Source organism: Halobacillus kuroshimensis DSM 18393 (genome assembly GCF_000425705.1).
GTDB lineage: Bacteria > Bacillota > Bacilli > Bacillales > Halobacillaceae > Halobacillus > Halobacillus kuroshimensis.
Genome location: NZ_AUDY01000010.1, coordinates 415,541 through 440,086, shown reverse-complemented (window position 1 = coordinate 440,086; position 24,546 = coordinate 415,541). Strand labels below are relative to the sequence as shown.

The window sequence follows — 24,546 nt, the reverse complement described above, 5'->3', positions numbered from 1 at the left end:
CCGGAAGCCATGATTCATTCAGATCAAGGCTTTCATTACACTCACCCTCATTTTCAATCTAGAGTGAAAAAAGCTGGCCTTCTCCAGTCGATGTCCCGCAGAGGAAACTGTTGGGATAACGCCCCAATGGAATCATTCTTTGGTCATTTGAAAGATATGGTGGATCATAAAGCATGTGAGAGCTTTAACCAACTAAAAGAAGAAGTGAACAACTATATAAGTAAATATAATAACGAGAGATATCAGTGGAATTTAAATAAGATGACCCCGGTACAATACCGAGGCCATCTCTTAGCTGCCTAAGGCTCTTTTTATAAACTGTCCATATTATGGGGTACAGTTCACAATCAGGAGTGCCTTATTTTAAAGAAGCAAGTTTTGTATAGACTTCCCCGAGCGTCCGGTAACCGTTCTCTCGTGCTTCCTTGACAGACTGAATCCATAAAGCAGCGGCGGCTTTGGCATCCGATAAAGCATGATGACGCTGATCAATCGATATCTCATACGCTGCACAGCATTCATCAAGCGAATTCAGAGCCTGGTCCGGACGATTCACTCTGGTGAGAAAAGTTGTATCAAGAAGGCGGTGATGAAACTTCCGCTTCATCGTCGTCCATGCAGCATGGTTCATAAACTTCCGCTCGTGGCCGGCATGATGCGCCACTAAAACATCACTTTGGATATACCTGTAAAAACCATTCAGAACTTCATTCAGGGACGGGGCTGCCTCCGTCATGTCATTTGTAATTCCGGTGAGACGGGTGATTTCCTCAGATATGGATACACCGCTATGGACGAGTGAATAAAAGGGTTCTTCTTCCACCTGCAAACCTCTGACTTTTACAGCCCCTATGGAAAGAATCCGGTCTCCCTGGTAAGGATGAAAGCCGGTCGTTTCCAAATCAAAGACGACTACAGGCAGATCAATAAGTGACAGATCCAGCACGTTTTTTTCTTTGATTTCGCGCTCCAGGTTTCGAATGTAAGCCTGGTTGGAAGCGCTGGTCTGGTTCAGGGATGAAAAACCGCTGCCCAGCCGCCCGGAAAGGTCCTTCACAAATTGAGCAAATGGATTCATAGCACACCTGCTTTAGATAAAATCTTCCCGGCGTACTCAAAGGCTTCTTGACTGTATTTCATCCATGCTTTTAACTGCTTCTTTTCCCCCGGATTCAAAGACTGTACAGGAATATAATGCACGTGGTCATACCCGTCCGACTTCTCTACTTTTTGGAGCCTGAACTGAAGGAATTCACTGAACTGCCGTTTATAAAAACGGAGAGCGGGATAATCGTCCTCCAGACATGCATACCTGGAAAGGGTCGAAGGGACATGCAGCTGTTTATAAAAGGCCAGAAGTCTCGCTGCGTTGACAAAAGGAAAATAAATCGTTTGTTTAAGGTCGAGGCTGCCCTGTCTGCTCCCTTTCTGTTCAGGCAGCAGCTGTCCAAATACGCCCCTTCCTTTTTTTATCAGCCTTACATTTTCAATAAGCCTTTGATACAGGTCATTGCGCTCCTTCAATGTGGAGAATATGATGTTTTTCACCGGGGTCAGCATGTCTTTTTCACCAATGAGAACTCGTGAATCGAAGAAAATCTGCATGTGCCGGAGAGCCTGCCAGTCCCCCTGCTGAAGCCACCCCGATACCTGCTGCTTCATTGCTTCTTCCGGCAGACACCAAAGTGGATTGGAGGACATGACTCCGCCTTCACATTCATCATAACCGACCACTGCGAGTCCTCGCTTAATTTCAGCACCCAGGAAGAGAAAATAATCCTGTTCAGATCTTCCCCCTGCAAAAATCAGCCCGTGATCCTGATCGCTCCAAATCGACTGCTCGCAGCGTCCGGCGCTCCCCATGAGATAAAAAGCATATGGAGCAGGCGGATTTCCCTGCTCACGTTTCACCCGTTCCTCTGCAAGCCTCATCGTTCTGGAAATGAGCTGATCATGGAACAAGTTCAATTGCTCCGAGTCGGATAACAGACCAGGAATTTCATTGTCCCGCCATATACGCAGGTCTTCGTAGCTTTCGTGCATCTTGACTCCATCCTTTATCTCCATTCAGGCACCGGAATTCGATTTCGGCGGGGTCAAGTTCTCCGGATACCCATATCCACCGTGTTCACTTATATCAAGACCCAGAATCTCTTCTTCTTCAGATACACGGAGACCGCCCATCGCCTTATCCATCACCTTCAGAATGATGAAGGAAACGATAAACGCATAGAGACCTGCACTTACAACCCCCAGAATCTGGACGCCCAGCTGTTCAAAGCCGCCACCGTAGAAAAGTCCGGGTCGACCGACAACAGCAAGTTCCGGCGTTGCAAACAACCCGTTGGATAACGTCCCCCATACCCCTACAGTCCCGTGAACGGAAAGAGCGAATATAGGATCATCGATTCTCCGCTTATCAAAGAATCTCATACTGAAAAATACGAACGCTCCCCCGATTAAACCAATCAGAACAGCCGCCCATGGAGCAACGAACGCACAAGAGGCCGTAATGGCAACAAGACCAGCCAAAGCCCCGTTCAGTGTTGTCGGTACATCGGCCTTACCTGTGACAGCCCACACCATAAGCATGGCCCCCACGGCACCCGCACCGGCTGCCAGCTGAGTGTTCAAGGCTACATAACCGAAAAAGGCATCCGCCACACCAAACGTACTACCTGCATTAAACCCAAACCATCCCACCCACAGAATAAGTACACCAAGAGCTGTAAAGACTTGGTTATGACCAGCAATCTCGTTGGAGGTCCCATCGTTGTTATATTTTCCGATCCGAGGCTTTAAGATAATAGTTGCGGCAAGAGCTGCCATAGCTCCGGTCAGGTGAACAACCGTGGAGCCGGCGAAGTCCTGCTTCCCGTGTTCGGCAAGCCAGCCGCCTCCCCAGATCCAATGAGCGATAACCGGGTAGATAAGTATAGAAAATAAGACGGCAAAAATAACATAACCCATCAGCTTCGCCCGTTCAGCGAAGCCCCCAAATGCAATGGTCATGGCAATAGCAGCGAACGCCAACTGGAACATAAAATCAACAGAACCCGCTAACCCTTCCCCCATTGTTTCTGCATCCCCGTAAAAGAACTGGGATAAGCCGACAAAGGCATTACCTTCCCCGTAAATCAACCCATATCCGACCGCCCAGAAAACAAGCGAGACGATCCCTACTGTAAAAACGGTCTTTCCTGCAATGTGACCAGCATTTTTCATTCGTGTTGAGCCTGCCTCCAAAAGGATAAAACCACCCTGCATCAACAAAACAAGAATCGTACAGACAACAATCCAGAGATTGTTCATTAAAAAAGCAGCTTCCATGACTTTTCCCTCCATGTTAGATTTCTTAACATCATATGATATATACTACTGTAACAAAGTCAGAATGTTAACACAATTGTTTGTGTAAGGATTCTTTACATTTCTTTACTTAATCCTACGGCAGATACGATGAGACCATTCTTTATTGATCCATAGATTAAGCCGGTTGAGAACGTGTCCTCAACCGGCTTAATCTATGATCTTACACTCGTGTGTGCGTCGGCCTTCTTATTCCATGAAAAAAAGCTCCCCCCGTAAATGGAGAGAGCCTTAACGCTTATTTATCCGGTTTTAAGATAGTCCGCTGCAGAGGGGCGCCGCCCATGGAAACATTTCGTTCCATAAAAACATAGCGTCTTCCATTAATTGAAAATATACCGTTTCCTTCGTAGGATGCTTCATATCCGCGATCCTTCAGTTCAGCGAGAACAGCTTTGACATATGGACCGAAATCAAAGTACCGCTGATCCAAATCCATTTGGATATGCCCTTTCCGGTATCCCATAAGCCAGTTGAATAACATATACAAACCGAAACCTGATACGAGTATCACAATAACTTGAATCATTGGATAGGCCTCCCTGTTCATCCTCTACTATACCGTACGAAAAAGATAAGGAAACCGTTTCAATTTGTGCTTTTTTTCTGTTTAATCCTGTTGCTTCGTCGGTGCCAGGTCAATTTCCCGAATGGTTACAGATGATGGCTGCTGATAGGCAAAGTAAACTGTCTCAGCGACAACGTCCGGCTCAAGACCTCCATTGATGGAGGCTTTCCAATCCTTGTAGCCTTGCTTAATGCCGTCATCAGATGTATGATCGAGCAATTCTGTTTCCACAACACCCGGGGCTATGATCGTGACACGGATATTGTCGCCGGCTGCTTCCTCCCGCACATTTTCCGTCATCGCATGAACGGCAAATTTTGTCCCTACATAAGCCGCATGATCCGGAAAGGTTTTTCTACCGGCAATCGATCCGATATTTATGATGGTCCCGCGCTGCCGTTCTTTCATCGAGGGGAGAACGGCCTGCATCCCATTCAATACCCCAAGCACGTTAACATCATACATTTCTTTCCATTCAGCTGAGTTTTGACTGGTAATGTCACCAAGAAGCATCCGTCCTGCATTGTTTACGATCAGGTCAACCGCACCAAACCGCTCCTCCGCTTTCCCTATGGCTTCCTTCAATGCCTTTTCATCTGTAACATCCACTTCCACTTTCATGACGTGATCTCCTGAAAATTCTTCCAGAAGATGCTGTCTTCTGGCCAATAGCAGGACATTAAAACCCTTGTTCACAAATAATGAAGCCGTCGCTTTCCCTATCCCGCTGGAAGCACCTGTAATGGCGATAAATCCCGATTTCATCTTCATTCCCCTTTCTTTTCTTTCACTCATGGGTAGTGTACAGTAGGAACCATGCAGAAAAAAGTACGCACTTTCATGTCAGATGGTGACATGAAGGTAACGTATGGAAAGGAAACCGTATGGAAAAGGCGCTTTATTTAAATGAGTTCGATGCGACGCTGCAGATCATTCAAGGAAAATGGAAAGTTCTGATCCTGTATGAAATTCATGAGTCCGGTTGTAGACGTTTCGGTGATTTGAAGCAGTATATACAAGATGTATCCCACAAAACATTGACAAGACAGTTAAGAGAACTGGAACAAGACGGACTTCTTTCCAGGAAGGTTTATCCAGAAGTTCCTCCCAAGGTTGAATATTCTCTGACAGAACGCGGGCGGTCCCTGATTCCTGTGCTTGATTTGATCTGTGACTGGGGGCTGCAAAATGTACCGAAGACGCAGCTGCAGCGTGTTTTATGTGAGGAAGATTAAAGGACGGCTCTTTAAAAAAAAACGCTCCATTCCTCTGCAGGGGCAGCTGAGGAATGGAGCGTTTTTTAGAATCCGTCATGAGTACTTACGTTAACCATGAACATTTATGAGCCGGCCATACAAGGAACTTTCGAACATTCTTCACACTCGCCGGCAATGGCGTAGCCTTCAATGGTGAATCCTTTTTTTCTAAGGACCCTTGCCGCCATGTTTTTCTCAACTTCGTTCGTGGAGATCAACACAAGCGGCTGATCCGGCAGCTCTCCTGCGTGCCGTTTTAAATAGGCAAGAGGCAGGCAGTACGCCTGAGGATACGGATCTTTATATGAAATCTGATAATCCCGTGTATCGACAACCGCTCTGCCTGTAAAAGATTTACCTGGAGTCATGGGAACTTTATGAACCGAGTGCACCGGCCAAATCCGATAGAGGATATGGTATAAGACAAACATAACCAGGGCAGTCATTACTACCGTCATGATCCGTCCCTCCTTTTCTAGTTGTATTTTATACCCCCAAAGGTATAAATGTCAACGCAGATCCCCCCATTTTAATGAGGGAGATACTGATTAATGGACCATCCGGCTGTGACCTTTCCAGAATTCCTTCCGGATCGCCACTTTTTGTATTTTTCCAGATGCGGTTTTTGGTAATTCTTCAATAAAGGAAATGCTCTTCGGCACTTTAAAATGAGCGAGTTTTTCCCTGCAGAAACGTACCACCTCTTCTTCTGTGAGCATTTCCCCTTCTCTGAGAACGATGCTTGCGTGCGGAACCTCCCCCCATTTTTCGTGGGGAACCGCTACGACCGCGGCCTCCAATATAGAGGGGTGATCGTACAATGTTCCTTCCACCTCGATGGAAGAGATGTTTTCACCACCGCTGATAATGACGTCCTTCTTCCGGTCTACGATTTCAATATAACCGTTTTTATCCACCGCAGCCATATCTCCTGTGTACAGCCACCCATCACGAATGGCAGCTGTCGTAGCTTCTTCGTTTTTGTAATAACCGTCCATGACATTATTCGATCGTGTAATGATTTCGCCTATCGATCTTCCATCGTGAGGCACTTGATTTCCCTGTTCATCCACGACCTTAACCCGGCTTCCTATCATACTGTAACCGGCTTTCGCCTTCAATCGATAGCGTTCTTCCGGCGCCTTTTCCCTATCCATAGACTTGAGCTCAGAGGTCGTAATGAGTGGGGAGATTTCAGTCATGCCGTACACTTGAATGAACTTCCACCCTAAGCCCTCTTCCACTTTCCTGACAAAAGCCGGAGGAGGAGCCGACCCCGCAATAACGACGCGGACATCCTGCTCGATTTTTGGATCAGCCGCTTCATATGCCTCAATCACCATATTCAACACCGTGGGAGCCATATGTAGGACACTCACCTTATGCTTCTCCACCTTATCAATGATGAGGGATGGTTCAGTTCTACGGAGCATCACCTGTGTCGCCCCATTTGCTGTATAGTAAAAAGGAGACCCCCATCCGTTTACATGAAACATCGGAAGTACATGCAGCAGGGTATCCTGATCTGATACACGCAAATGGTGCATCGATGATAAAGCATGTAAATAGTTCGACCGATGATTCAGCAACACACCTTTGGGGTTTCCGGTGGTCCCGCTTGTATACAAGAGAGAGGCCGGGTCCGTTTCCTCTACTTCAGCCCGTGGAAATGGATCGCCGGAAAAGGAGTGGAGCCAATGTTCATATCCCTGATCGGAGGAATCCCCATGGACAATCACGTGCTCCAGGGAAGGAATATCACCAGCAATGCCTTCAACCATTGGATACAACGTTTCATCAACAAGCAGAACTTTACTTTCACTATGTCTCAAAATAAATTGATAATCTGCCGGCTGCAGACGGGTATTCAACGGTGTCATGACCGCTCCGAGTTGAAAGACCCCGTAGAACCCTTCAAGCATTTCTGTTGAATTGGGAGCCAGATAAGCGACTTTATCCCCCTTTCCGACGCCGATGGACTGCAGGCCGCGGGAAAGCCGGTTGACCCTCTGATTCAACTGACTGTAGGTCAAGGAAAAGGTATCATCAATAACGGCTGTTTTTTCTCCATATAAATCGACCGCCCGATCCAGAAAATCTGTTAAGACTAAAGGTACATGCATGCTAACACCCTCCTATTTTAAAGCGCTTACAAAAAGTGTAAAGAAACTGTTGATATCGAGCAAGTTATCCATCCTCTTCTCCTCCGACGGAATTGCCGTCAGGATGGTAGCCTTCCCCCTGATTTACCTTCCGAAGTGAGAAATACCTGTGTCCCGGGAAAAATACCCGTGTAATCTGACACTCCCTGCCTGTAAAAACATCCTGGATATTCGACAACCCATCCGTTTTGGTCAACGACCAGCGCCGTTTCGTAATTCCGGCACCTGTACTGGAAAATCCGGCAGCCATCAGAATCCCCTAGATACGTATACGTCTGCATTAGTGGTATAACTTCCCTGCTCAGCGGCTGTACAGAGACCATTTTAAACGTTCTTTTCTCTCCAACCATCCATGAAACCCGGTTGATCGGAAGCGAGTGGGTGACAGGAGTGATCGGCATATCGACATTGGACGCCCCATCCAGCGCCTCCATATAACAGCCTCCCACCCACCACTTGTCCTCTTTAACTGCTTCAATAACGAACGGGTCTTTTTCTTCGTTGGTAAAAACCTTCAGCTTCTTCGTTTTCCAGTCATGACCAAGCCTTAAAACATAAGAGATGCGGCAGGGGCTGCTGCCACTGATCAACAGCACGGTACCGTTCACTTCCATACCATCTGCCCCTTTGTCTATCGTCACATATTCCGAACCGGCGGCATCAAGATGATCCCACATCATACGCTGCACCAATAGGACTTCCTCCTTTGTAATTTCGACACTGAGCTGCCACACTTCCCCCTCTTTATCCCCTTATTTTAGAAAGATTCGTTGAGATCCAACGATATTCCTTCCTTGTTTTACATACGGTTTAAATTCCTGCATACACTAGAAAAATCATGAAAAACTTCAACACTTTTGTGTATAGGGGAGGGGGTACAGTGAATTTCCGTTCTGATGCAGGTGTTCTAAAGAAGCAGTTGAAGAATGCTTTAAAATCGAGTCCACCACCACAGCTGGATAATAAAGAAAAAAAACTGTTGGAGACCATCAGATATAAAACGAAGAAAGCCAATCAGAACAATGTCACCCGTACAAAAGCCTATTTGGATTTCTTTCTCATTCACCCAGAAATCCACTGGGCTCTCCTTGCCCATTTAGTCTCGAGAAATGCCGGTTGGAATATGACCGATTTAAAGGGAACTTATCTCCCTAAACTGCTGACAGCAAAAGAAGCGGTCGATTTTTATATGTTTTTGGAACGGGGGAACTGGCTCATTTTTCAGGATGCCTATCCTCAACTTCTTCTCTATGAATACAGCCGGAAGCGGGGAGAGCCCCTTTGGCATTTGTTACCCTCTCTGAATGTATCCGCCTTCATGCGCCCTTTCTGGGAACGTTTCTGGGAAAGCGGCTGCAGTGAAGAAATCACCAAAGCCCTGATTGTAAACGAACAGCATTATATTGAAAATCGTGTACTTAACAACTCTCTGTACATGCAGACAGTGATGGATAAAGTCATGTTTAAGCTTCAGGAACTCATGTCCATGAACCACATCCTTTTCCCTTATCTGACACCTGTACAAAAGCGGATAAAATTGACGGGTGGGACGGTTCACCATTTCACTTCCGTAAATAAACGCGTATCACTGGGGCGTTCCCTCTACGACCTCCTCTATTCTATAGAATCACGGCTGGAATCCATCATTCTGTGGGCCGAATCCCGTCCTCATACCGGATCAAGAGCGGATTACTGGCCTGAGTTATTCCTTATGGAAGGGAACAGTTCGACACCTGTATCATCTTCAAGTCCATGCAGAGGGCTTGGGAGAAACAAGCTTTTCAGTCCGGCGCTAACAAGTGCCTGGGATGACTGGATCCACCCTCCCGCGGAAGAAGGAGACTGGTTTACCGATTGTCATGTGCTTCGTCTGCTGAAAAAGAAACCGGAAAAATTTTCAGGAGAAATAGAAGCTGCCTGCTGCCAGTCTCTGGAGGAAGTCCACACCGCGGTCCAGGCGAAACAAACCTTTTTTCCGTAATCAGAGATTCTCCCTAATGTACGTAAAGCAGGCAGCACCTTGATCAAGGTGCTGCCTGCTGTTATTCTCCTACAACCAAAACCTTCTGTCCCCTACCCTTTAACCGCCTTTGTCGCAATCATCGTCTTTATATACTTATCGATAGTCCGGCCGTCTCCAAAATCATCCTCGTAAAAACCGGTCATCAACAGTCCGGCTTCGATCTGTCCTTGAATCTGATCTTCAAGCGTATGTCCAAACTCTATTGCCTCGTTTTCCTCAACAGGATCTTCCAGTCCTGAATACGGAATCGCATGAGCCACTTCAAGCTTTCCTTGCTCTTCTTTCTGATCATCAAACAGATATAGCACTGGATTCATAAAACCAGCAATCAATGTGCCTTTTGTTTTCAACACCCGGGAGGCTTCCTTCCATACCGGCCGGACATTTTCCACAAATACGTTGGAAACCGGGTGAACAATCAAATCAAAGGTTTCATCTTCAAAAACGGACAAGTCAGTCATATCTCCCTGAACGGTTTGAAGCGAAAGCCCTTCCCTTTCACTGACTCTTTTATCCTGTTCCAACTGAGCTGCCGATAAATCGAATACCGTTACGTCAGCTCCTGCGGCAGCGAGCACCGGGCCCTGCTGTCCGCCTCCGGAAGCTAAACACAAAATTTTCAACGTATGGACAGGAGCAGGAAACCAGTCCATCGGCACCTGACGTACGGCCGTCACCCCGACGGACCAATCACCAGCAGAAGCCTTCTTAATGACTTCCGCATCGACCGCTCTTGTATAGCGGACCTGATCCTCGACTTTTCGATCCCAGGCTTTTTCGTTGTGCTTTGTAATTTTCGTCATTCATTTTTCCCCTTTTCATTGGATGGACCGGTCCCAGTGATTTTCAATTTCCAGAAGCAGATACTTCTGGTCTTTTGGACATCAGTACTCCATATACAATTCCTCTGCGCGGTCCGACCTCCTTTTATAATCAAGACGTCCTTTACTTTTGTTATCCGCATAATGTCTTGAAATGGAAGATTGAGGTATCCGCCTCCCTATCCTCCATGGATCATTAATCCATTTTTACCTACGGCTGTATATGTACGCTTTTTCATAGTCAGCACATACCAGACCGCGCCCGCACTGATGAGCCCTCCCTCAGGAAGCACGTAACGTGAATAACGATCACCCGTAATGAGCGCGGATGCCACGTGTAAACTGCGGTCCACTTTCCGTCTCCCCTTTCACACCTCCTTACGTCACTCCGTTTGCAAATGTTTCACTTTTTTCAAAAAATTCCGTTACTGTTCCATCTATTCCTTCTTCTTGACAGTAAACCGACCGGTATGGTTATATTGTATTAAGATATACCGATCGGTTTACTTGAAAGGAAGGGGATTCATGAATAAACAATTAAATATACTGGCTGCGACAGGCTTTATAATCATGTGGAGCTCAGGGTTTATCGGAGCGAGGCTCGGGACCGATGAAGCAGCTTCTATGACGGTTTTGATGTGGCGTTTTATAACGGCCGCTACTATTTTGGGAATTTGGTGGTTATGGAAACAGCGTACCCGTTTGAGTCTTAAGAGTGTAATGACACAGGTGTTGATTGGACTGCTGGCTCAGGGAGGATACTTATACTGTGTATTCCTTTCCGTGGAACAAGGAGTTTCAGCAGGGACCTCCAATTTAATAACGACGCTGCAGCCTATAGCTGCGGCACTGCTGGCGGGACCTGTTTTAAAGGAAGGGACATCACGTAAACAGTGGATCGGATTATTCATCGGCATCACAGGCGTATTGTTCGTCGTTTACGGTGATCTAGGAAAAGCTTCAGACGTACCGATCTGGGCTTATGGACTATCATTTGCTGCCATGATTTCCCTTGTCATCGCCACACTATTTGAAAAGACAATCAAACGTCCCTTATCTTTAATGGATGCGCTGCCGATTCAAACGGCCGTAACTGCAGTTTTCTTTACAGTCATTGGGATAGTAACGGACAATGCGGCGCCCCCGGCTACCTTTGATTTCTGGTTCGCAATCGCCTGGGTCGCCGGTTTGTCCACCATTGGAGGATACGGTTTTTACTGGTTGAACTTAAAAATCGGCAGTGTCACAAGAGTCAGCAGTCTCCTTTATTTAACACCACCTGTAACAATGATCTGGGCTTATGTTATGTTTGGAGATACAATTGGTTTCTTAACCCTCTTAGGAATGATAATATGTTTTCTAGGTGTATGGGTCATTCAAAAGGCAGAAGCCGGTCCTTATGAGACGGATCCATACAAACAGATAGATGGAGGTGGCTTGCATGGGTGAAACGACAAAAATGACACCGGCGGCCAGGCGGATTCTCGATACCGCTTCAGAGCTGTTTTATTCCAAAGGCATCCATGCTGTAGGTGTGGAAACAATCGCAAGTGAAGCTGGTGTCACCAAAAAGACCTTGTATGACCGTTTCGGATCCAAAGATCAGCTTATTGTAGCGTACTTGGAAGAGCGGGATCAAAAGTGGAGGAAGCACCTGTTCTCCTGCATGGACGAAGTTCCGGACGATCAGCCGGTGGATAAAATCCTGCGTATTTTCGATGCCCTTGAAAACTGGATGAGCACACGGAACAAAAGAGGCTGCGCCTTCGTAAATGCCCTGGCTGAGCTTTCTGAAGAAACCCATCCAGGACGGAAGGTTATTATTGAAGAGAAAAAATGGCTGAAGGAATTGTTTGCCTCTCTTTTAGGACAACTGCAGCTGGAAAATCCTGATCCTATAGCAGAACAATTGTTTATTCTTCACGAAGGATTAATGGTGACCTATTCCCTTGATATTTATGAACGAGGGACCGCTGGAGCGAAAGAAACGGCACACATGCTCATTCAATCCGCAGACTATAAAAAAGAGGAAGCCTGAATATGAGGCTTCCTCTTTTTTGCTCATACAGCCTTTGTTTCCTTCTCCTCACCTGTTCCTGAACGCTTTCCCTTCACATGCTTCAAGAGAGCAACAATAAGAAAACTGACAATCACAAGCAGCAGCCAGGAGCTGATCTTCCCCACGTGAACAAGCGTCCAGGCTTCCTGCTGGCCGGGATACTGCCACGCACCGAAAAATGTTGCAATGTTTTCAGCAATCCAGATAAAAAAACCGATCAGGACAAAGGACAGAACGAGCGGCATTGAATATTCCCGCCCATGAACAATATAAGTTACCCGTGTCCGAATAAACAGGAGAACGACAAGGGAGGCGAGCCACCAACGGATATCAATCCAGAAGTGATGAAAGAAGAAATTGAGGTAAACCGCCCCTGCCAAACCTCCGGCCAACAGGGAGGAAGGCCAGTGAACCAACTGTACGTCCAGTCTCCTCCAAGCTTGACACAGATAACTGGCTACACTGGCATACATAAATCCGCTGTACAACGGGACTCCCCAGACCTTACTGTATCCGGGCTCCGGATATGACCACGAACCCATGTGCACTTTAAAGATTTCCAATGCCAGACCGATGACGTGAAAAAGCGTGATCACCTTCAGTTCATCTTTTGTTTCAAGACCGAACCGAAGCATCAGCCACTGCGTCAGTAAGAAGAAGATCAACAGCCAGTCATAACGTGGAAGAACAGGCAGCGGGAATACCTGCGTAACTGCAAGCGCTGCAAAAATGATAACCGGAAAGATGCATGATAGTGCCTGCTGCCAGCCAAAGTGAAAAAGCTGATGCACAGCGTCTGACACCTTATGAAAACATCTATGTTTCATCACGTTCATCCTCTACATACTCCAACAAATCACCAGGCTGGCAGTCCAAGGCTTTACAAATGGCTTCCAAGGTGGAAAAACGAACGGCCTTCGCTTTACCATTTTTCAAAATGGAAAGGTTGGCCATCGTTATCCCCACTTTATCCGCCAGTTCTGTCACACTCATCTTCCTTTTCGCAAGCATCACATCTATATGAACCCTCACCGCCATCTCATCACCTCACACCGTCAGATCATTTTCTTTTTTTATTTCAAGTGCCTGTTTAAGCAGGGCCTGCAGGACCGCAGCGAAAACGCCTATGACAAAGGACGCTGCCATGAAGGCAAGGCCGGCGGCAATCAATCCAGGAGCATCATCCACTTCCCCTGCTCTGTAAAAGAACGGAAACACCAGCACATAAATCGCACTGACCGCAAAAGCACTCCGCTTGATTTTGGCTAATGAGTGTACCGATGCCTCGGAAAATGCCGCTTCTTTTTCAATCAGCCGCAGCAGGCGGAGTGCCTCGTATAAGGCGGTAAAAAAAGGAACAGCCGCTGCATACATCCCGATCAGCACAGGATAATGAGAACCCCACATCCCCCTTGCTCCCGCTTCTGTCCAAGGAAGCAGAAACACGCATAAAATCAGCACTCCCAGTCCCAGCACATAAATCACAGCCGTTAAAAATATCGTCGATCCTTTTTTCACTTTCCTCCCCCCATTCTTGTTTTCTATTTTATCGATACATTTATCGAAAAACAATAAATTTTTATTCATAATCAATATTCATATCTTTGCAGTACAAGTTCTCTATTGACCCACCATCATCTCCGTACGTATAATATCAAAAAAGGGACACTGTCCCAAAATGGAGGTTTTACGATGAATAAAGTGCTGTTGATCGGAACTGGTGAAGTTGGCAGTCATATTATGGAATTTCTCGTTCGTGATCCTAAATGCCCGGAGCTGGTGGTTTGTGATATTAATGAGGAAAACGGCAGGAAGAAAGTGCATAACGCCTTAAGCGGAGCGGCCGTCCACCGTTTGTACCCTGAAGTTACGTTCAAAAGGCTGGACGTAACCAATGTCCACGAAACAGCTGATCTCATTAATAGAGAGCAACCAGACGTAATCATTAACTGCGCCGTTCTTCAGACATGGCATACCATTCGCAAGCTTCCTAAGGAAATCTATGAAAAGTTGAGCGCAGCCAGTCTGGGAGCCTGGCTTCCATGCCAGCTCGCCCTTGTCTATCACCTTATGCTGGCCGTCTGCCAGTCTTCTGTTTCCCCGCACGTGATTAATACAGCTTTATCCGACCTGGTCAATCCTGCCCTTGGGAAACTCGGACTTGCCCCTACCATCGGCATTGGGAATGTGGATGTAATCGAACCTTCTGTAAAACTTTCAGTTGCTGAAACCCTTCATGTACCGGCCGACGCCGTAACGATCTACCTGGTCATCCATCATCAATGGTGGGTCTATCCAAGAGAAGCCGGCTATCAGAAAGCCCCGCATTATATGAAAATCATGGTGCATGACCAAGATGTTACGAGCCAGTTTGACACCGAACAGCTGCTGTGGGACGCCATCAAACAGTATCCGGAGGGCACAGCATTCACGACCGTTTCCGCAAGCTCCACAATTAAAAATATGTTTGCCCTCCTCCAGCCGGCCAAGTGGTTTACACACTCCCCCTCTCCTCTAGGACTGCCCGGCGGGTATCCTGTCTATTTGAGCCGGGAAGGGGCTGAACCCGTCCTCCCAGAAGGATTGACGCTGGAAGAAGCCGTTCAGATCAATGAAGCTTCTGCCAAGCTGGATGGGATTGATCACATCAGCGAGGATGGGGCCATTTATTATTCGGACTACACCCATCAGATTTTGAAAGAAATGCTGCATTTCGATCATGCCAGCTTCAGACCGGAAGACAGCCTCCAGCTCGCAAAAGAAATGATGAGCAGTTATCAAAAGCTCGCTGCCCGGTACCCGTCTTAAAAAGTCCATCCACTAAAAAGACGTGGTATGATAGAGGGAAAATGCGTTTGTTACGTAAAGGAGGTCATGCGATGCCTGCGCGTATTGCAGCCATTGATAATGCGATTGACATATTAATGGTTCTCAGCCAGAACAAAGAAAAGAGCATCCGGGAGCTTGGCGGCCAGCTTGATATCTCAAAAAGCACGCTGCACCGGACGCTTCAGACATTGGAATCCCGAGGATTTGTTAAACAAGACAGCGCTACACAAAAATACTCTCTTGGTTATCAAATTCTTGAACTCGGTGTTCAATTAAAGGCTCATCACGAATTAAGAAATGCAGCCGTTCCCCATATGGTGGACCTGCGTGACCGGTTGGGGGAAACGGTACAGCTGGCTGTTATGGAAAATGATCAGCTGCTGATCATCGAAGCGGTGGAAGGAACGAAGGAATTGAGGTTTTTCTCCAAAGCAGGCCAAACCCTCCCCGTCACGTATGGTAATTTCGGAAAAGTATTTCTGGCTTTTATGGATATCGACGAGCGGGAGAATTATTTAGCCGGCCAGCCACTGGAGAAATACGGATCCCTTTCCATTGTCGATCGTAGCGAATATATAAAGCAGCTGGAACACGTAAAGGAAGAACGGCTCTCCAAAAGCGTGGATGACCCGATTGATGGGTCGATCAGCATGGCCGTACCGATTTTCAGCAAAACCGAAACCGCCGCAGCCCTCTCCATCGTCGGTGCAAAAACCAATCAGCTCCTGGCTGATCAGGAAAGATGGGAGAAACTCCTCAAAAAAGCAGGAGAAGCTGTATCAAACGAACTCTCCAAAACATAACAAAAAGACAGACCGCTGCCCCGCAGCGGTCTCAGCTTGTAGAGAAACCCCTGTTTCTTTACAAGCTTTTTTCTTTCTTACCGCCAGGAGCGAAAGCGCCTGTTCTTTCCCTTTTTGTTTTCCACGCAAGTGCGCAATAGCGCAGCCCATGCCGTTCTTTTGAACCTGCGTACACGAGGAGCGTTCGTTGGGGACGCCTGCGGGAACAGCACGAGCCGAAGATCCACTTCGGCAGGTGTTCTTCCTCTCCAAGTCAACGGAGGCCGTGCCCGCCGTAAGCATCCACCGATAAGCGGAACGCGACCACACACATGTCATGCGATAAGTAGTATTTTCCGGACACGATGAACCCGGCCTTTTTGTGTTAAACGTCGGTTTTCATCCTTTACACACGGGCGTTCACGTCAGCGACAATGGACGTAATGATGTGAAAGGAATCCCATTCTCCATCAGAGTAAGAAATAATCGGATATTCCTTCGGGAACAGCTTCTTTTGAATGTCACGATCGGACAGTCCGGATTCGTGAAGGTGCTTGACTTCTCCATAGAGGTGCTGCAGATGGTCCAGTTTCTCTTCCAGGCGGCTGCGCCCATCCTCTATATAACCGGCATGACCACAAAACATCGGGCCAAAATCGTAAGTGAGCACCTTTTGTATGGAATCCATGATCTGCGGGATGGATTCCTCCCGCATGATTACCTTTGTCTTCGGCCGTACGAACAAATCTCCTGAAAATAACAGACCACGATCTTTGTTGAACAGGGAAACGTGATCCACAGCATGGCCCGGAGTTTCAATCACTTCCCAATCCAAATGGCGGGAGGAAAGCTGAGACGGGTATGGGACAGGATGAAAGGCTTCCCGAAGCCCCCACGTCTTCCTCCGGTATTCCGGGTAAGGAGCAAATTCTGTACACGTATCAATACCAGATGGGTGAACATAGATCGGAGAACGGTGGTGCTGCTCCAGCCACGCAGCAGTCCCTGTATGATCTTCATGGTTATGTGTCAGAGCTGTCACATCTATCGGCATGCGTTCATAAAACGAAATGAGTTCATTTTCAAAATGTCGGGTGCCCGTATCCACAATCATACCGTCTACGTAATACGCATACACACTGCCCATATGAGGGACGACCATTTCCACACATGTGACCTGCTCTTTTTCAAAGACTTGAAACATAGGGTTCACTCCTTTTTTGATTCTTTCCCTATTGTAACATGAATGAATAATCATTCACTATATAATAAAGTCATCAAAAAATAAATAGTCCCTGCCGTAGAAGTGTTTATGTCTAAAGTGGTTGCACTGCCTCCTTTTTCGCAGGAATCACCGGGTCCCTGATCCGTTTGGAAAAACATGCGGTTTCTCTGCAAACTAAAAAATAAGCACCCCTGGAGGGCGTGCTTATTTTTTAAAGCTTTTCCAATCGAGTTCACTCTCATTAAGAAGCTCTTCAAAACTCTTATTGGCTTCTCTGCGCTTTCTTTCTTCCATCCGGCGATGTTTTTCCTGTTCTTCCCGTTCTGCTGCCTGCTGTTTCCATTCATTCTGCTTCGACTTGAGCTTGGATAAAACATCGGCGTTCAGCTGGGAGCCCAGAGAGCCTTCTTCCAGTTTCCTTTTACTCATATCGTCGCTCCTTCTTTCACGTCTTTGATCGGGATGATCGGATTCAAGATACCATCAGGGCTGGAAAGGCGGAAAGTGCCACGGACAAAATCAAGCTTCATCTCCTTTTTGAAGAAAATGGCCTGCTGGTTGTCAATAATGACCGGATAATCCTCATTTTCCACTTTCTCATCCGTCGTCCGTTCTTCATGCTCCAGACGAAGGGTCGGGAGTCCGTTCACTCCACAGCCGCACCCTTCGGTATCATAAAAAAGACGGAGAAGCGGCCGGCCGGCTTCCTGTATCTGCTCGAGCTGTTGTTTAGCTTCATCTGTGATGCGTAGTTTCATCTTTCATCCCTCCTGTCCTTCTATTGTAAAAAATCCTTTGACAAAGAACAATCGTTTTGATTTTATTCGGCATAATGTCCGCCAACTAGACGGCTGCGATGTCGAGCTGTGCCGGCGTCCGTCCAGGAAACCGCCCGGAGCAGCATATCCTGGCCGAACCGTTCACGAATCTCATCCATGACATAACCGAGGTCACGTTTTTTATCCCTTCCTTGATCAAACAAGTCCAGCTGAACACTGGCATCCTCCGTAATATTGCCAAGCGAAATGGATATGCGGCGGACGACTCCCCCGTGGTAAAAGCGGTGAAACAATGTGAGGCAGGCATGGTAAATATCCATCGTAATGCTTGTCGGCTGGTTGATGGATACAGACCGGTGAAAGCCGCTGCCATCTTCCCTTTTACTGTAGCCGATACCGAGCGAAATCGTCCGGCCCGCATGGCCCTTGCGGCGCGCACGACGGGCCACCTCCTCACACATTTCCAGGATAACATACTTCACTTCCTCAGGGTCCGGATAATCCCTGAGGAGAATCTGACTTTTTCCATAGCTGACCTGGCCATGGATAATCGGAGCTCCCGGATCGGATAAGTCCACCCCATTCGCATGGTAATAAAGCTGATTCCCCATCACACCAAATGCCTTCTCCAGTCGTTCCAGCGGGAATTTTGCCAGCTGGCCGACTGACCAGATGCCCATCCGGTTCAGCCTGTGCTCCATCCGCGGCCCGATCCCCCACATCTCAGACAAGGGAGCGACGGGCCACAGTTTCTCCTGGAAGTTCTCAAACGTCCAGCGGGCTATGCCCTTTTTTTTCGCTTCCAGATCGAGACACAGTTTTGATAACAGCATATTCGGTCCGATTCCGATGGCGGCATCCAAATGGAAGGTTTCCTTCAATTCATTAATAATCATCCGTGCCGTCTCATCCGGACGGCCGAATTTCCCCTTGTTCCCCCCAACTTCCAAAAAGCTTTCATCGACACTGTACGTATGGATGTTCTCTTTGGGAACGAATTTATGAAAGAGGTGCGTGACTTGTGTAGACACCTCCAAATATTTCCTCATCTGAGCGGACACAATCACAATATCCGGTGACGATGGTATTTCAAACAGACGGCTCCCCGTGCGGATGCCGTATTTCTGTTTCATGGCCGGTGTAGCAGCCAAAACAACGCTCCCTCTCCGGTTCATATCCGCAACGACGGCCAGTGGACAGGTTAAAGGATCAAGCCCGCGGTCAATCGCTGCACAGCTGGCGTAAAAACTTTTCATATCTACACAGAGGATTCCACGATCCGGATAGCGGGTGTAATCAATATTCGGATTGCTCATGCCCCTTCTCCTTTCGTTTTTACTACTATTATGCGAATATATGTTCGTGTTTGCAAGTTCCAATTCCTGTCATCCTGCTCCTGAATATAAAAAACCTCCGGGCAGCAGGCCCGGAGGTGGGATATCCTTATTTTTTCTTAAACTGTTTATGCATGATTTTTTCGACCGCTGAAGGTGCCACCGCGTAGACTTTACTTCCTGAATTCATCCAGGAAGGCAGGTTGATCTCCCGCTGTTTCGTGAATAAGCGGCTGATGACAATCCTTGCCACCTTATTCGGATCCAGCATCATCTTATCCACGGCTTTTTCATAATTCCCGCTCGGGTCCGCCTGTTTAAAAAAGTTTGTACGGACAGGGCCGAGATTGACGCTCGTAACATGAAGGCCGAGCGGCTCTACTTCCATCCTTAATGCGTTGGTAAACCCGAGTACCGCATGTTTCGTAGCGGCGTAAACAGCGGATTTAGGCGTCGCCATCTTTCCAGCCTGGGAGGCGATATTCACAATATGCCCTTCCCCGTTCTGAAGCAGGTGGGGCAGCAGTTGATGAGTCGCGCGGAACAACGACGTCACATTGACCGACACCATCCGGTCAATATCCTGCCAGTTTGAATCGGCTACATAATCGAACACTGCCACCCCTGCATTGTTAATCAATGCATCAACAGACCCCTGCTCATAGCAGATTCTGTCAATCGTGTCTTTCCATTCTGCATCATTGGACAGATCCGCTTTATACCATGGGCAGGATGTGCCGAAAGTGCTTTCAATGGTTTCACTCATCAGTTCAAGTTTATCCTCTGACCTGGCCGTCAAAATCGGAACAGCACCTTCTGATGCTGCATGGATGGCAAGAAACTGTCCGATTCCACTGGAGGCCCCGGTAATCAGGATCTTTTTTCCCTTTAAACGTTCATTCATGTCATCACCCGTTCATTTCGTAAAATTTCTCCCCTTCTATGATAGACGTTTTCAGCCGATTTATCGACTCCAAATAATCCAGCTGCCCTACAGTCTCCGACATCGTCAGCCCAAGCTGGGATTCTACATGCTTGGGAAACAGACGCTCACATATGTCATAGGCACGCTGCGGTCCGTCCTTAAACATGCGGAAAACTTTTTCCGCCCGCTGCTCCTGCTTTGTCAGACGCGTTTGTATAAGAGCGTTCACGTCACCGAACACCTTCCCATGGCCAGGGTAAACCGTGTTCATGTTCAAAGGAAGCAGTTTTTTCATGGAAGCCCGGTACTGAAGAAGAGGCTTCGGCCGTCCTTCTCCCGGACTGTAGGCAGGCTCCAGTAAAGGGTTGGAGGAAATATGGGCAAGAAGATGATCTCCCCCGATCAGGGCACCGTCCTCTTTGCGGAAAAAGGACAGATGGTTCTGGGCATGACCAGGGGTTTCAAGCACCTGCCATTCGTCATGGCCCGGAAGAAGACGGCCTTCTTCCAGGAGGTGCGTCATTTTCCCCTCTGCCGTCCATTTCAAAGGTTTTTTCAGTCCTTTCAAAAGGGAATCAAAACGCTCCGGGACACCCGATTCCTTATACATCCACTTAAAAAAAGATTCGTACCGTTCAAAGAAGCCGTCATCCCTCTCCAGCCACGGCTTCAATTTAGGATGACCTGCGATCGTCTGGACACGTGAAAAACGATCCACCCATCCCATATGATCCGGATGATGATGAGTAAGGATCACCTGCTCAATATCCTCCGGCTGGTACCCTGTCATTTTCAACTGATCGACAAGCGCGTTCCAGGCATCTTCTGTACGGACACCGGCATCCACAAGGGTAAGGCGGTCCCCTTTCAACAGGTACGTATGGACATCTCCCACCGCATAGGGCGTCGGCATTGTGATTTGAGTAATTGTATCTTTCAACGTTTTCATACCCTTCCTCCAAACTGAATGAACATTCATTTCTTATATTGTACCATGTTTCTTTTCGGATTTCCCGTGTGCGGATGTTTAAATATCCTATAATTCGTAATACTCTTTCTAGTAGCACTTTTTCAAACACCCTTCAAAAAAGTCTTACAATTCTTTATACTTTAACGCGTCTATGTAAAAGAAAGAACTTTTTGAAAAGCTGTAAGGAGGAGAATCATGGAAAAACAGGAGAAAAAAGGGCTGACAATGCGCCTGCTTGACGGCGTGGAACGTGTCGGGAACAAACTTCCCCACCCTGTTACATTGTTTGCTGTTTTTGCACTGCTGGTTATCATTGCTTCATGGATTGCTTCCACAGCAGGTGTTGAAGTGGAAGATCCCGCTTCAGGTGAAACCCTGCAGGTGGTGAATCTGCTTTCCAGTGAAGGTATTAAATATATGTTTGAAAGTATGGTTGAAAACTTTGTAGGGTTCGCACCGCTTGGAACCGTGTTGGTCACGATGCTGGGTATCGGGATTGCTGAGAGGTCCGGATTGATCAGTGCGATGCTCCGGGGTCTGGTTACTTCCGTGCCACGCTCATTAATGACCGCGTCCCTCGTTTTCGGAGGAATTATGTCCAGTATGGCCGCAGACGCCGGGTATGTCGTACTGACGCCTCTCGGCGCCGTACTGTTTGCCGGCCTCGGCCGACATCCGCTCGCAGGACTTGCAGCTGCTTTTGCCGGTGTATCCGCCGGGTTCAGTGCCAACCTGCTGCTGACCGCTCTGGATCCACTGCTTGGTGATTTAACGATTCAGGCAGCTGCTACCATTGATCCGGAGTATGCGGACACGATTTTGTATACGATGAACTATTACTTCATGATTGTCTCTGTGTTTGTCTTAACGATTGTCGGTACCATTGTAACAGATAAAATCGTTGAGCCGCGTCTTGGCACGTATAAGGGTGGCGTGAAGGAAGAAGTCAACTACTTAACAGCCCTTGAGAAAAAAGGAATGACAGGTGCTCTGATCGGTTTCATCGTGACCATCGCTCTCATGGCTCTTCTTGTTGTCCCGGAGTGGGGGCCGCTGCGGGATCCGGATGACTTTCTCGCTTCACCATTTTTCCACAGCCTTGTTCCTGTTATCTTGATTTTGTTCTTTGTCCCAGGATTTATTTATGGAAAAGTGACGAAGGAAATTAAAAACGATAAGGATGTCGCCGGGCAGATGTCCGATACGATGGCTTCCATGGGCATGTACATCGTCCTTGCCTTTACGGCAGGACAGTTCGTTGCCTACTTCAACCATACCAACCTTGGTAAAGTCATTGCCGTCAGTGGCGCGGAATTCCTTGATAATCTCGGCTTTACAGGCATCGGGTTAATCATTGCGTTCATTTTTGTCGCTGGTTTCATCAACCTGTTTATCGGAAGCTCTTCCGCCAAATGGGCCATCATGGCGCCGGTTTTCGTGCCACTTATGATGCAGCTCGGCTATTCACCGGAACTGACAACCCTTGCCTACCGGATTGCAGATTCTACGACCAACGTCATCTCACCGTTGATGCCGTACTTTGCGATTGTGATTGCTTTTGCACAAAAATATGATAAAAAAGTGGGCATTGGTACACTGATTTCCGCCATGCTCCCATATTCCATTGCATTCTTCATCATCTGGATGATTATGCTCCTCATCTGGATGATGACAGGTCTTCCAATCGGTCCTGGTGCCGGTTTCGAATACAATGGATAATCAAAAAGCCTGGAATGATTTTCATTCCAGGCTTTTCTTATGTGTTTCAAGCTTTAAATAGTTCGTGAATCGTTTCGGTTACGATTTTTGGAAGCTTTTCAAAACTGTAGGTCAACTCAAGCCGCTCCGTCCACTGGTGAGGGTCCCTACCCAGAGGGCCTACGTTAATAATCGGCATTGTGATCGATTCCATGTCCTCCGCCGGCCATTCAAACCCATTTCCGTGAATCGGCATCTGTTTCGTCAAATCCGTCAGGGACGAGCGGGCGGATGTCGGGCCGATGAAACTCAAGTCTGACAATCCTGTAAAGTACTCCACCACTTCGAGTTCTTCACCATAATGTGTCCGGGCATAATCCATAGCTGTCTGCGCTCCGTGCTGGATCATTGGATCGTGGTGCGAGGAAACCGCCGGGTAGAACGGTGGACTGTAAAAAAGAACAATCATCGGACTGATATCCTTACACAGGGAAGCGAGACTCTGCACGAGAGTCGTTGAGAAATCACGATCTCCCTGATCACGCAGTTTAACAAGCCGGTTCTGCCGACGTTCCACTTCCATCTCCCCATACCTTTCGACCGCTTCTTTGTAAAGCTGGTCATACGTAAGGATCGTGATATCCGGATGAAAGGCTGACGTCTGGGTGCCTTCCAAATAATACGATGCCTGATGATGATAATGATTGATGATCTTGGCTTTTGCACGTTGGGCGGCCAGCAGCAGCTTCTCATTCAATTCCTTGATCGTCTGCTTCATATACAGGACGTTGTACATGGCCACAGCTGCCTGCGGGGTCTGTACGGAATATTCAAATTTCAAGTCCCGCTGCATCAAACTGATCGGCGGCGGTGTCCGCTCCTCCCCGACCTTTTCGATAAAGGCTTCATTCAGCTCCATTTCCTGAGCCAGATAGCTGACCATTAAATTGGCATTCAAACCACCGAAGGGCTCCCCTGCATGGGTTTCCTTCCCGTAACACAGGAAACCGGGCAGCGCTTTCCCTATGGAACCGGTATATAAATAGTAGGCCGGATCACCAGGATACTTACTGAACATCGGCTCGCCGTTCAAAGCGGTCTTATACACGAGACTTTCTTGTTCTTTGATTTCCCTCAAGGCCGGGAGTGCTGCCAGCATCCCTTCAGAGTTCACTTCCTCATCGGGGACCGCAATGAGCAGTAGATTCCCTTCAAATTCACCATTCATCGCCTTTTCCAGAAGAGACAAATGAACGGTTAGACCGGCTTTCATATCCATCGTCCCCCGCCCGAAGAGCCAGTTTCCGGATTCCAAATCCTTCAACGCTTCTTTTGGCAGGTCGCTGCTGTTTTTATGTAGTTCCTGTGTTAACTCACGTGGATAGAACGCCAGATTCTGATACGATCCGTAATCTTCGACACCAACGACATCCACATGAGCAAGCAGGACGATGGTTTCCTCCGCTTCTCCATTTTTCACAAGCGCAGTGAGAAGCTGTCGTCCATCATCAAGAGGATGCCGCTTGAGGTGATCGGGATGCTTTTTATAATAATCCCTGTCCTCCAAAATATAATATAAGTATTCAATGATGGCGATCTCTTCATCACTGTTCGTAATACTCGGATACTCCACCAGCGAACAGAGCAGATCCGTCAATTGTTCTTTCGTCTGCCATACCTTCATCACTCCACACTCCTTGTTGACTTTTCACAGAATATCAAACACAATCAGACTCATAGAGCCCA

Annotated in this window: 28 protein-coding genes; 8 read left to right on the top strand and 20 right to left on the bottom strand. The window is 47.5% G+C overall.

What is annotated here, in order from left to right; translation table 11 throughout:
- The coding region (locus H615_RS0112715) for an IS3 family transposase (RefSeq protein WP_027955510.1) at window positions 1-303 on the top strand (303 nt) is incomplete at its 5' end.
- A 55-nt stretch (window positions 304-358) separates the two neighbouring features.
- On the opposite strand, the gene H615_RS0112710 is transcribed toward H615_RS0112715, so the two are convergent.
- The 5 genes from H615_RS0112710 to H615_RS0112690 all read right to left on the bottom strand — a co-directional run bounded on the left by H615_RS0112710 (window position 359) and on the right by H615_RS0112690 (window position 4,702).
- Window positions 359-1,078, bottom strand: coding sequence for an exonuclease domain-containing protein (locus H615_RS0112710; protein WP_027955509.1), 720 nt, complete (start codon window positions 1,076-1,078; stop codon window positions 359-361).
- Window positions 1,075-2,043 (bottom strand): DUF294 nucleotidyltransferase-like domain-containing protein, encoded by a 969-nt coding sequence (locus H615_RS0112705; protein WP_027955508.1) that lies wholly within the window; start codon window positions 2,041-2,043, stop codon window positions 1,075-1,077. The genes H615_RS0112710 and H615_RS0112705 overlap by 4 nt, the downstream gene beginning before the upstream one ends.
- A gap of 24 nt (window positions 2,044-2,067) precedes the next feature.
- Entirely contained in the window at window positions 2,068-3,330 is a 1,263-nt protein-coding gene (locus tag H615_RS0112700) for an ammonium transporter (protein WP_027955507.1), read from the bottom strand.
- Window positions 3,331-3,607: 277 nt separating this feature from the next.
- Window positions 3,608-3,898, bottom strand: coding sequence for a hypothetical protein (locus tag H615_RS0112695; protein ID WP_035532074.1), 291 nt, complete (start codon window positions 3,896-3,898; stop codon window positions 3,608-3,610).
- 81 nt (window positions 3,899-3,979) lie between these two features.
- Entirely contained in the window at window positions 3,980-4,702 is a 723-nt protein-coding gene (locus H615_RS0112690; RefSeq protein ID WP_027955505.1) for an SDR family oxidoreductase, read from the bottom strand.
- Between the two features lie 119 nt (window positions 4,703-4,821).
- Between H615_RS0112690 and H615_RS0112685 the strand changes: the two genes are divergently transcribed.
- On the top strand, window positions 4,822-5,172 hold the full coding sequence (locus tag H615_RS0112685) for a winged helix-turn-helix transcriptional regulator (RefSeq protein WP_027955504.1): 351 nt from the start codon (window positions 4,822-4,824) through the stop codon (window positions 5,170-5,172).
- Between the two features lie 104 nt (window positions 5,173-5,276).
- Here H615_RS0112685 and H615_RS0112680 read toward each other — a convergent pair whose 3' ends face one another.
- From H615_RS0112680 to H615_RS0112670, 3 genes are all read right to left on the bottom strand, one after another.
- Entirely contained in the window at window positions 5,277-5,651 is a 375-nt protein-coding gene (locus H615_RS0112680) for a rhodanese-like domain-containing protein (RefSeq protein WP_027955503.1), read from the bottom strand.
- A gap of 90 nt (window positions 5,652-5,741) precedes the next feature.
- Window positions 5,742-7,316, bottom strand: coding sequence for a long-chain-fatty-acid--CoA ligase (locus tag H615_RS0112675; RefSeq protein ID WP_027955502.1), 1,575 nt, complete (start codon window positions 7,314-7,316; stop codon window positions 5,742-5,744).
- Between the two features lie 98 nt (window positions 7,317-7,414).
- A complete protein-coding gene (locus H615_RS0112670) occupies window positions 7,415-8,035 on the bottom strand; it encodes a putative glycolipid-binding domain-containing protein (protein WP_244877752.1) in 621 nt (206 codons plus the stop codon).
- Between the two features lie 200 nt (window positions 8,036-8,235).
- Between H615_RS0112670 and H615_RS0112665 the strand changes: the two genes are divergently transcribed.
- Entirely contained in the window at window positions 8,236-9,336 is a 1,101-nt protein-coding gene (locus H615_RS0112665; RefSeq protein ID WP_035532071.1) for a DUF2515 family protein, read from the top strand.
- A gap of 92 nt (window positions 9,337-9,428) precedes the next feature.
- On the opposite strand, the gene H615_RS0112660 is transcribed toward H615_RS0112665, so the two are convergent.
- Together H615_RS0112660 and H615_RS22345 are read right to left on the bottom strand one after the other, a co-directional pair.
- Window positions 9,429-10,181, bottom strand: coding sequence for a class I SAM-dependent methyltransferase (locus tag H615_RS0112660; protein ID WP_027955499.1), 753 nt, complete (start codon window positions 10,179-10,181; stop codon window positions 9,429-9,431).
- A 197-nt stretch (window positions 10,182-10,378) separates the two neighbouring features.
- Window positions 10,379-10,552 carry a hypothetical protein gene (locus H615_RS22345; protein ID WP_156896483.1) on the bottom strand — a complete coding sequence of 58 codons (174 nt, stop codon included), beginning with the start codon at window positions 10,550-10,552 and terminating at the stop codon, window positions 10,379-10,381.
- Between the two features lie 172 nt (window positions 10,553-10,724).
- Between H615_RS22345 and H615_RS21315 the strand changes: the two genes are divergently transcribed.
- Window positions 10,725-11,648 carry a DMT family transporter gene (locus H615_RS21315; RefSeq protein ID WP_084163128.1) on the top strand — a complete coding sequence of 308 codons (924 nt, stop codon included), beginning with the start codon at window positions 10,725-10,727 and terminating at the stop codon, window positions 11,646-11,648.
- On the top strand, window positions 11,641-12,237 hold the full coding sequence (locus H615_RS0112640; RefSeq protein WP_027955498.1) for a TetR/AcrR family transcriptional regulator: 597 nt from the start codon (window positions 11,641-11,643) through the stop codon (window positions 12,235-12,237). The genes H615_RS21315 and H615_RS0112640 overlap by 8 nt, the downstream gene beginning before the upstream one ends.
- Before the next feature lie 23 nt (window positions 12,238-12,260).
- On the opposite strand, the gene H615_RS0112635 is transcribed toward H615_RS0112640, so the two are convergent.
- Genes H615_RS0112635 through H615_RS0112625 form a run of 3 tightly spaced genes read right to left on the bottom strand, consistent with a single transcriptional unit; the run spans window position 12,261 to window position 13,776 of the window.
- On the bottom strand, window positions 12,261-13,085 hold the full coding sequence (locus tag H615_RS0112635; RefSeq protein WP_211225370.1) for a DUF817 domain-containing protein: 825 nt from the start codon (window positions 13,083-13,085) through the stop codon (window positions 12,261-12,263).
- The gene (locus H615_RS0112630; RefSeq protein ID WP_027955496.1) at window positions 13,075-13,296 is read right to left on the bottom strand and encodes a helix-turn-helix domain-containing protein; all 222 of its coding nucleotides are present in this window, start codon (window positions 13,294-13,296) and stop codon (window positions 13,075-13,077) included. Before H615_RS0112630 ends, H615_RS0112635 begins: the two co-directional genes overlap by 11 nt.
- Before the next feature lie 9 nt (window positions 13,297-13,305).
- On the bottom strand, window positions 13,306-13,776 hold the full coding sequence (locus H615_RS0112625) for a DUF2975 domain-containing protein (RefSeq protein WP_027955495.1): 471 nt from the start codon (window positions 13,774-13,776) through the stop codon (window positions 13,306-13,308).
- A gap of 174 nt (window positions 13,777-13,950) precedes the next feature.
- Here H615_RS0112625 and H615_RS0112620 point away from each other — a divergent pair, with 174 nt between their 5' ends.
- Window positions 13,951-15,066 (top strand): saccharopine dehydrogenase NADP-binding domain-containing protein, encoded by a 1,116-nt coding sequence (locus H615_RS0112620; RefSeq protein ID WP_027955494.1) that lies wholly within the window; start codon window positions 13,951-13,953, stop codon window positions 15,064-15,066.
- Window positions 15,067-15,137: 71 nt separating this feature from the next.
- A complete protein-coding gene (locus H615_RS0112615; protein WP_027955493.1) occupies window positions 15,138-15,890 on the top strand; it encodes an IclR family transcriptional regulator in 753 nt (250 codons plus the stop codon).
- 385 nt (window positions 15,891-16,275) lie between these two features.
- Here the strand turns inward: H615_RS0112615 and H615_RS0112610 are convergent, their stop codons facing one another.
- The 6 genes from H615_RS0112610 to H615_RS0112585 form a co-directional block, all read right to left on the bottom strand.
- Window positions 16,276-17,073, bottom strand: a complete 798-nt coding sequence (locus H615_RS0112610; protein ID WP_027955492.1) for an MBL fold metallo-hydrolase — start codon at window positions 17,071-17,073, stop codon at window positions 16,276-16,278.
- 225 nt (window positions 17,074-17,298) lie between these two features.
- Window positions 17,299-17,523: a YqkE family protein gene (locus tag H615_RS0112605; RefSeq protein ID WP_027955491.1), complete on the bottom strand. Its 225-nt coding sequence runs from the start codon at window positions 17,521-17,523 to the stop codon at window positions 17,299-17,301.
- Window positions 17,520-17,852 carry an iron-sulfur cluster biosynthesis family protein gene (locus H615_RS0112600; protein WP_027955490.1) on the bottom strand — a complete coding sequence of 111 codons (333 nt, stop codon included), beginning with the start codon at window positions 17,850-17,852 and terminating at the stop codon, window positions 17,520-17,522. The genes H615_RS0112605 and H615_RS0112600 overlap by 4 nt, the downstream gene beginning before the upstream one ends.
- A gap of 62 nt (window positions 17,853-17,914) precedes the next feature.
- Window positions 17,915-19,189: a Y-family DNA polymerase gene (locus H615_RS0112595; protein ID WP_035532063.1), complete on the bottom strand. Its 1,275-nt coding sequence runs from the start codon at window positions 19,187-19,189 to the stop codon at window positions 17,915-17,917.
- A 127-nt stretch (window positions 19,190-19,316) separates the two neighbouring features.
- Complete coding sequence (locus H615_RS0112590) at window positions 19,317-20,111, bottom strand: SDR family NAD(P)-dependent oxidoreductase (protein ID WP_027955488.1); 795 nt, start codon at window positions 20,109-20,111, stop codon at window positions 19,317-19,319.
- Window positions 20,112-20,115: 4 nt separating this feature from the next.
- Window positions 20,116-21,081: an MBL fold metallo-hydrolase gene (locus H615_RS0112585; RefSeq protein WP_027955487.1), complete on the bottom strand. Its 966-nt coding sequence runs from the start codon at window positions 21,079-21,081 to the stop codon at window positions 20,116-20,118.
- Window positions 21,082-21,297: 216 nt separating this feature from the next.
- Between H615_RS0112585 and H615_RS0112580 the strand changes: the two genes are divergently transcribed.
- Complete coding sequence (locus tag H615_RS0112580; RefSeq protein ID WP_027955486.1) at window positions 21,298-22,821, top strand: AbgT family transporter; 1,524 nt, start codon at window positions 21,298-21,300, stop codon at window positions 22,819-22,821.
- Window positions 22,822-22,867: 46 nt separating this feature from the next.
- Here H615_RS0112580 and H615_RS0112575 read toward each other — a convergent pair whose 3' ends face one another.
- Window positions 22,868-24,484: a M20/M25/M40 family metallo-hydrolase gene (locus tag H615_RS0112575; protein WP_027955485.1), complete on the bottom strand. Its 1,617-nt coding sequence runs from the start codon at window positions 24,482-24,484 to the stop codon at window positions 22,868-22,870.
- Between the last annotated feature and the right edge of the window lie 62 nt (window positions 24,485-24,546).

Coding starts and splice junctions, on each gene's coding strand:
- H615_RS0112635 (WP_211225370.1), bottom strand. CDS start 13,085: ATGAAACATAGATGTTTTCATAAGGTGTCAGACGCTGTGCATCAGCTT.
- H615_RS0112690 (WP_027955505.1), bottom strand. CDS start 4,702: ATGAAATCGGGATTTATCGCCATTACAGGTGCTTCCAGCGGGATAGGG.
- H615_RS0112580 (WP_027955486.1), top strand. CDS start 21,298: ATGGAAAAACAGGAGAAAAAAGGGCTGACAATGCGCCTGCTTGACGGC.
- H615_RS0112640 (WP_027955498.1), top strand. CDS start 11,641: ATGGGTGAAACGACAAAAATGACACCGGCGGCCAGGCGGATTCTCGAT.
- H615_RS0112575 (WP_027955485.1), bottom strand. CDS start 24,484: ATGAAGGTATGGCAGACGAAAGAACAATTGACGGATCTGCTCTGTTCG.
- H615_RS0112590 (WP_027955488.1), bottom strand. CDS start 20,111: ATGAATGAACGTTTAAAGGGAAAAAAGATCCTGATTACCGGGGCCTCC.
- H615_RS0112605 (WP_027955491.1), bottom strand. CDS start 17,523: ATGAGTAAAAGGAAACTGGAAGAAGGCTCTCTGGGCTCCCAGCTGAAC.
- H615_RS0112705 (WP_027955508.1), bottom strand. CDS start 2,043: ATGCACGAAAGCTACGAAGACCTGCGTATATGGCGGGACAATGAAATT.
- H615_RS0112610 (WP_027955492.1), bottom strand. CDS start 17,073: ATGTTTCAAGTCTTTGAAAAAGAGCAGGTCACATGTGTGGAAATGGTC.
- H615_RS0112675 (WP_027955502.1), bottom strand. CDS start 7,316: ATGCATGTACCTTTAGTCTTAACAGATTTTCTGGATCGGGCGGTCGAT.
- H615_RS0112630 (WP_027955496.1), bottom strand. CDS start 13,296: ATGGCGGTGAGGGTTCATATAGATGTGATGCTTGCGAAAAGGAAGATG.
- H615_RS0112595 (WP_035532063.1), bottom strand. CDS start 19,189: ATGAGCAATCCGAATATTGATTACACCCGCTATCCGGATCGTGGAATC.
- H615_RS0112700 (WP_027955507.1), bottom strand. CDS start 3,330: ATGGAAGCTGCTTTTTTAATGAACAATCTCTGGATTGTTGTCTGTACG.
- H615_RS0112585 (WP_027955487.1), bottom strand. CDS start 21,081: ATGAAAACGTTGAAAGATACAATTACTCAAATCACAATGCCGACGCCC.
- H615_RS0112660 (WP_027955499.1), bottom strand. CDS start 10,181: ATGACGAAAATTACAAAGCACAACGAAAAAGCCTGGGATCGAAAAGTC.
- H615_RS0112600 (WP_027955490.1), bottom strand. CDS start 17,852: ATGAAACTACGCATCACAGATGAAGCTAAACAACAGCTCGAGCAGATA.
- H615_RS0112615 (WP_027955493.1), top strand. CDS start 15,138: ATGCCTGCGCGTATTGCAGCCATTGATAATGCGATTGACATATTAATG.
- H615_RS0112710 (WP_027955509.1), bottom strand. CDS start 1,078: ATGAATCCATTTGCTCAATTTGTGAAGGACCTTTCCGGGCGGCTGGGC.
- H615_RS0112620 (WP_027955494.1), top strand. CDS start 13,951: ATGAATAAAGTGCTGTTGATCGGAACTGGTGAAGTTGGCAGTCATATT.
- H615_RS0112685 (WP_027955504.1), top strand. CDS start 4,822: ATGGAAAAGGCGCTTTATTTAAATGAGTTCGATGCGACGCTGCAGATC.
- H615_RS0112680 (WP_027955503.1), bottom strand. CDS start 5,651: ATGACGGTAGTAATGACTGCCCTGGTTATGTTTGTCTTATACCATATC.
- H615_RS0112670 (WP_244877752.1), bottom strand. CDS start 8,035: ATGATGTGGGATCATCTTGATGCCGCCGGTTCGGAATATGTGACGATA.
- H615_RS0112695 (WP_035532074.1), bottom strand. CDS start 3,898: ATGATTCAAGTTATTGTGATACTCGTATCAGGTTTCGGTTTGTATATG.
- H615_RS21315 (WP_084163128.1), top strand. CDS start 10,725: ATGAATAAACAATTAAATATACTGGCTGCGACAGGCTTTATAATCATG.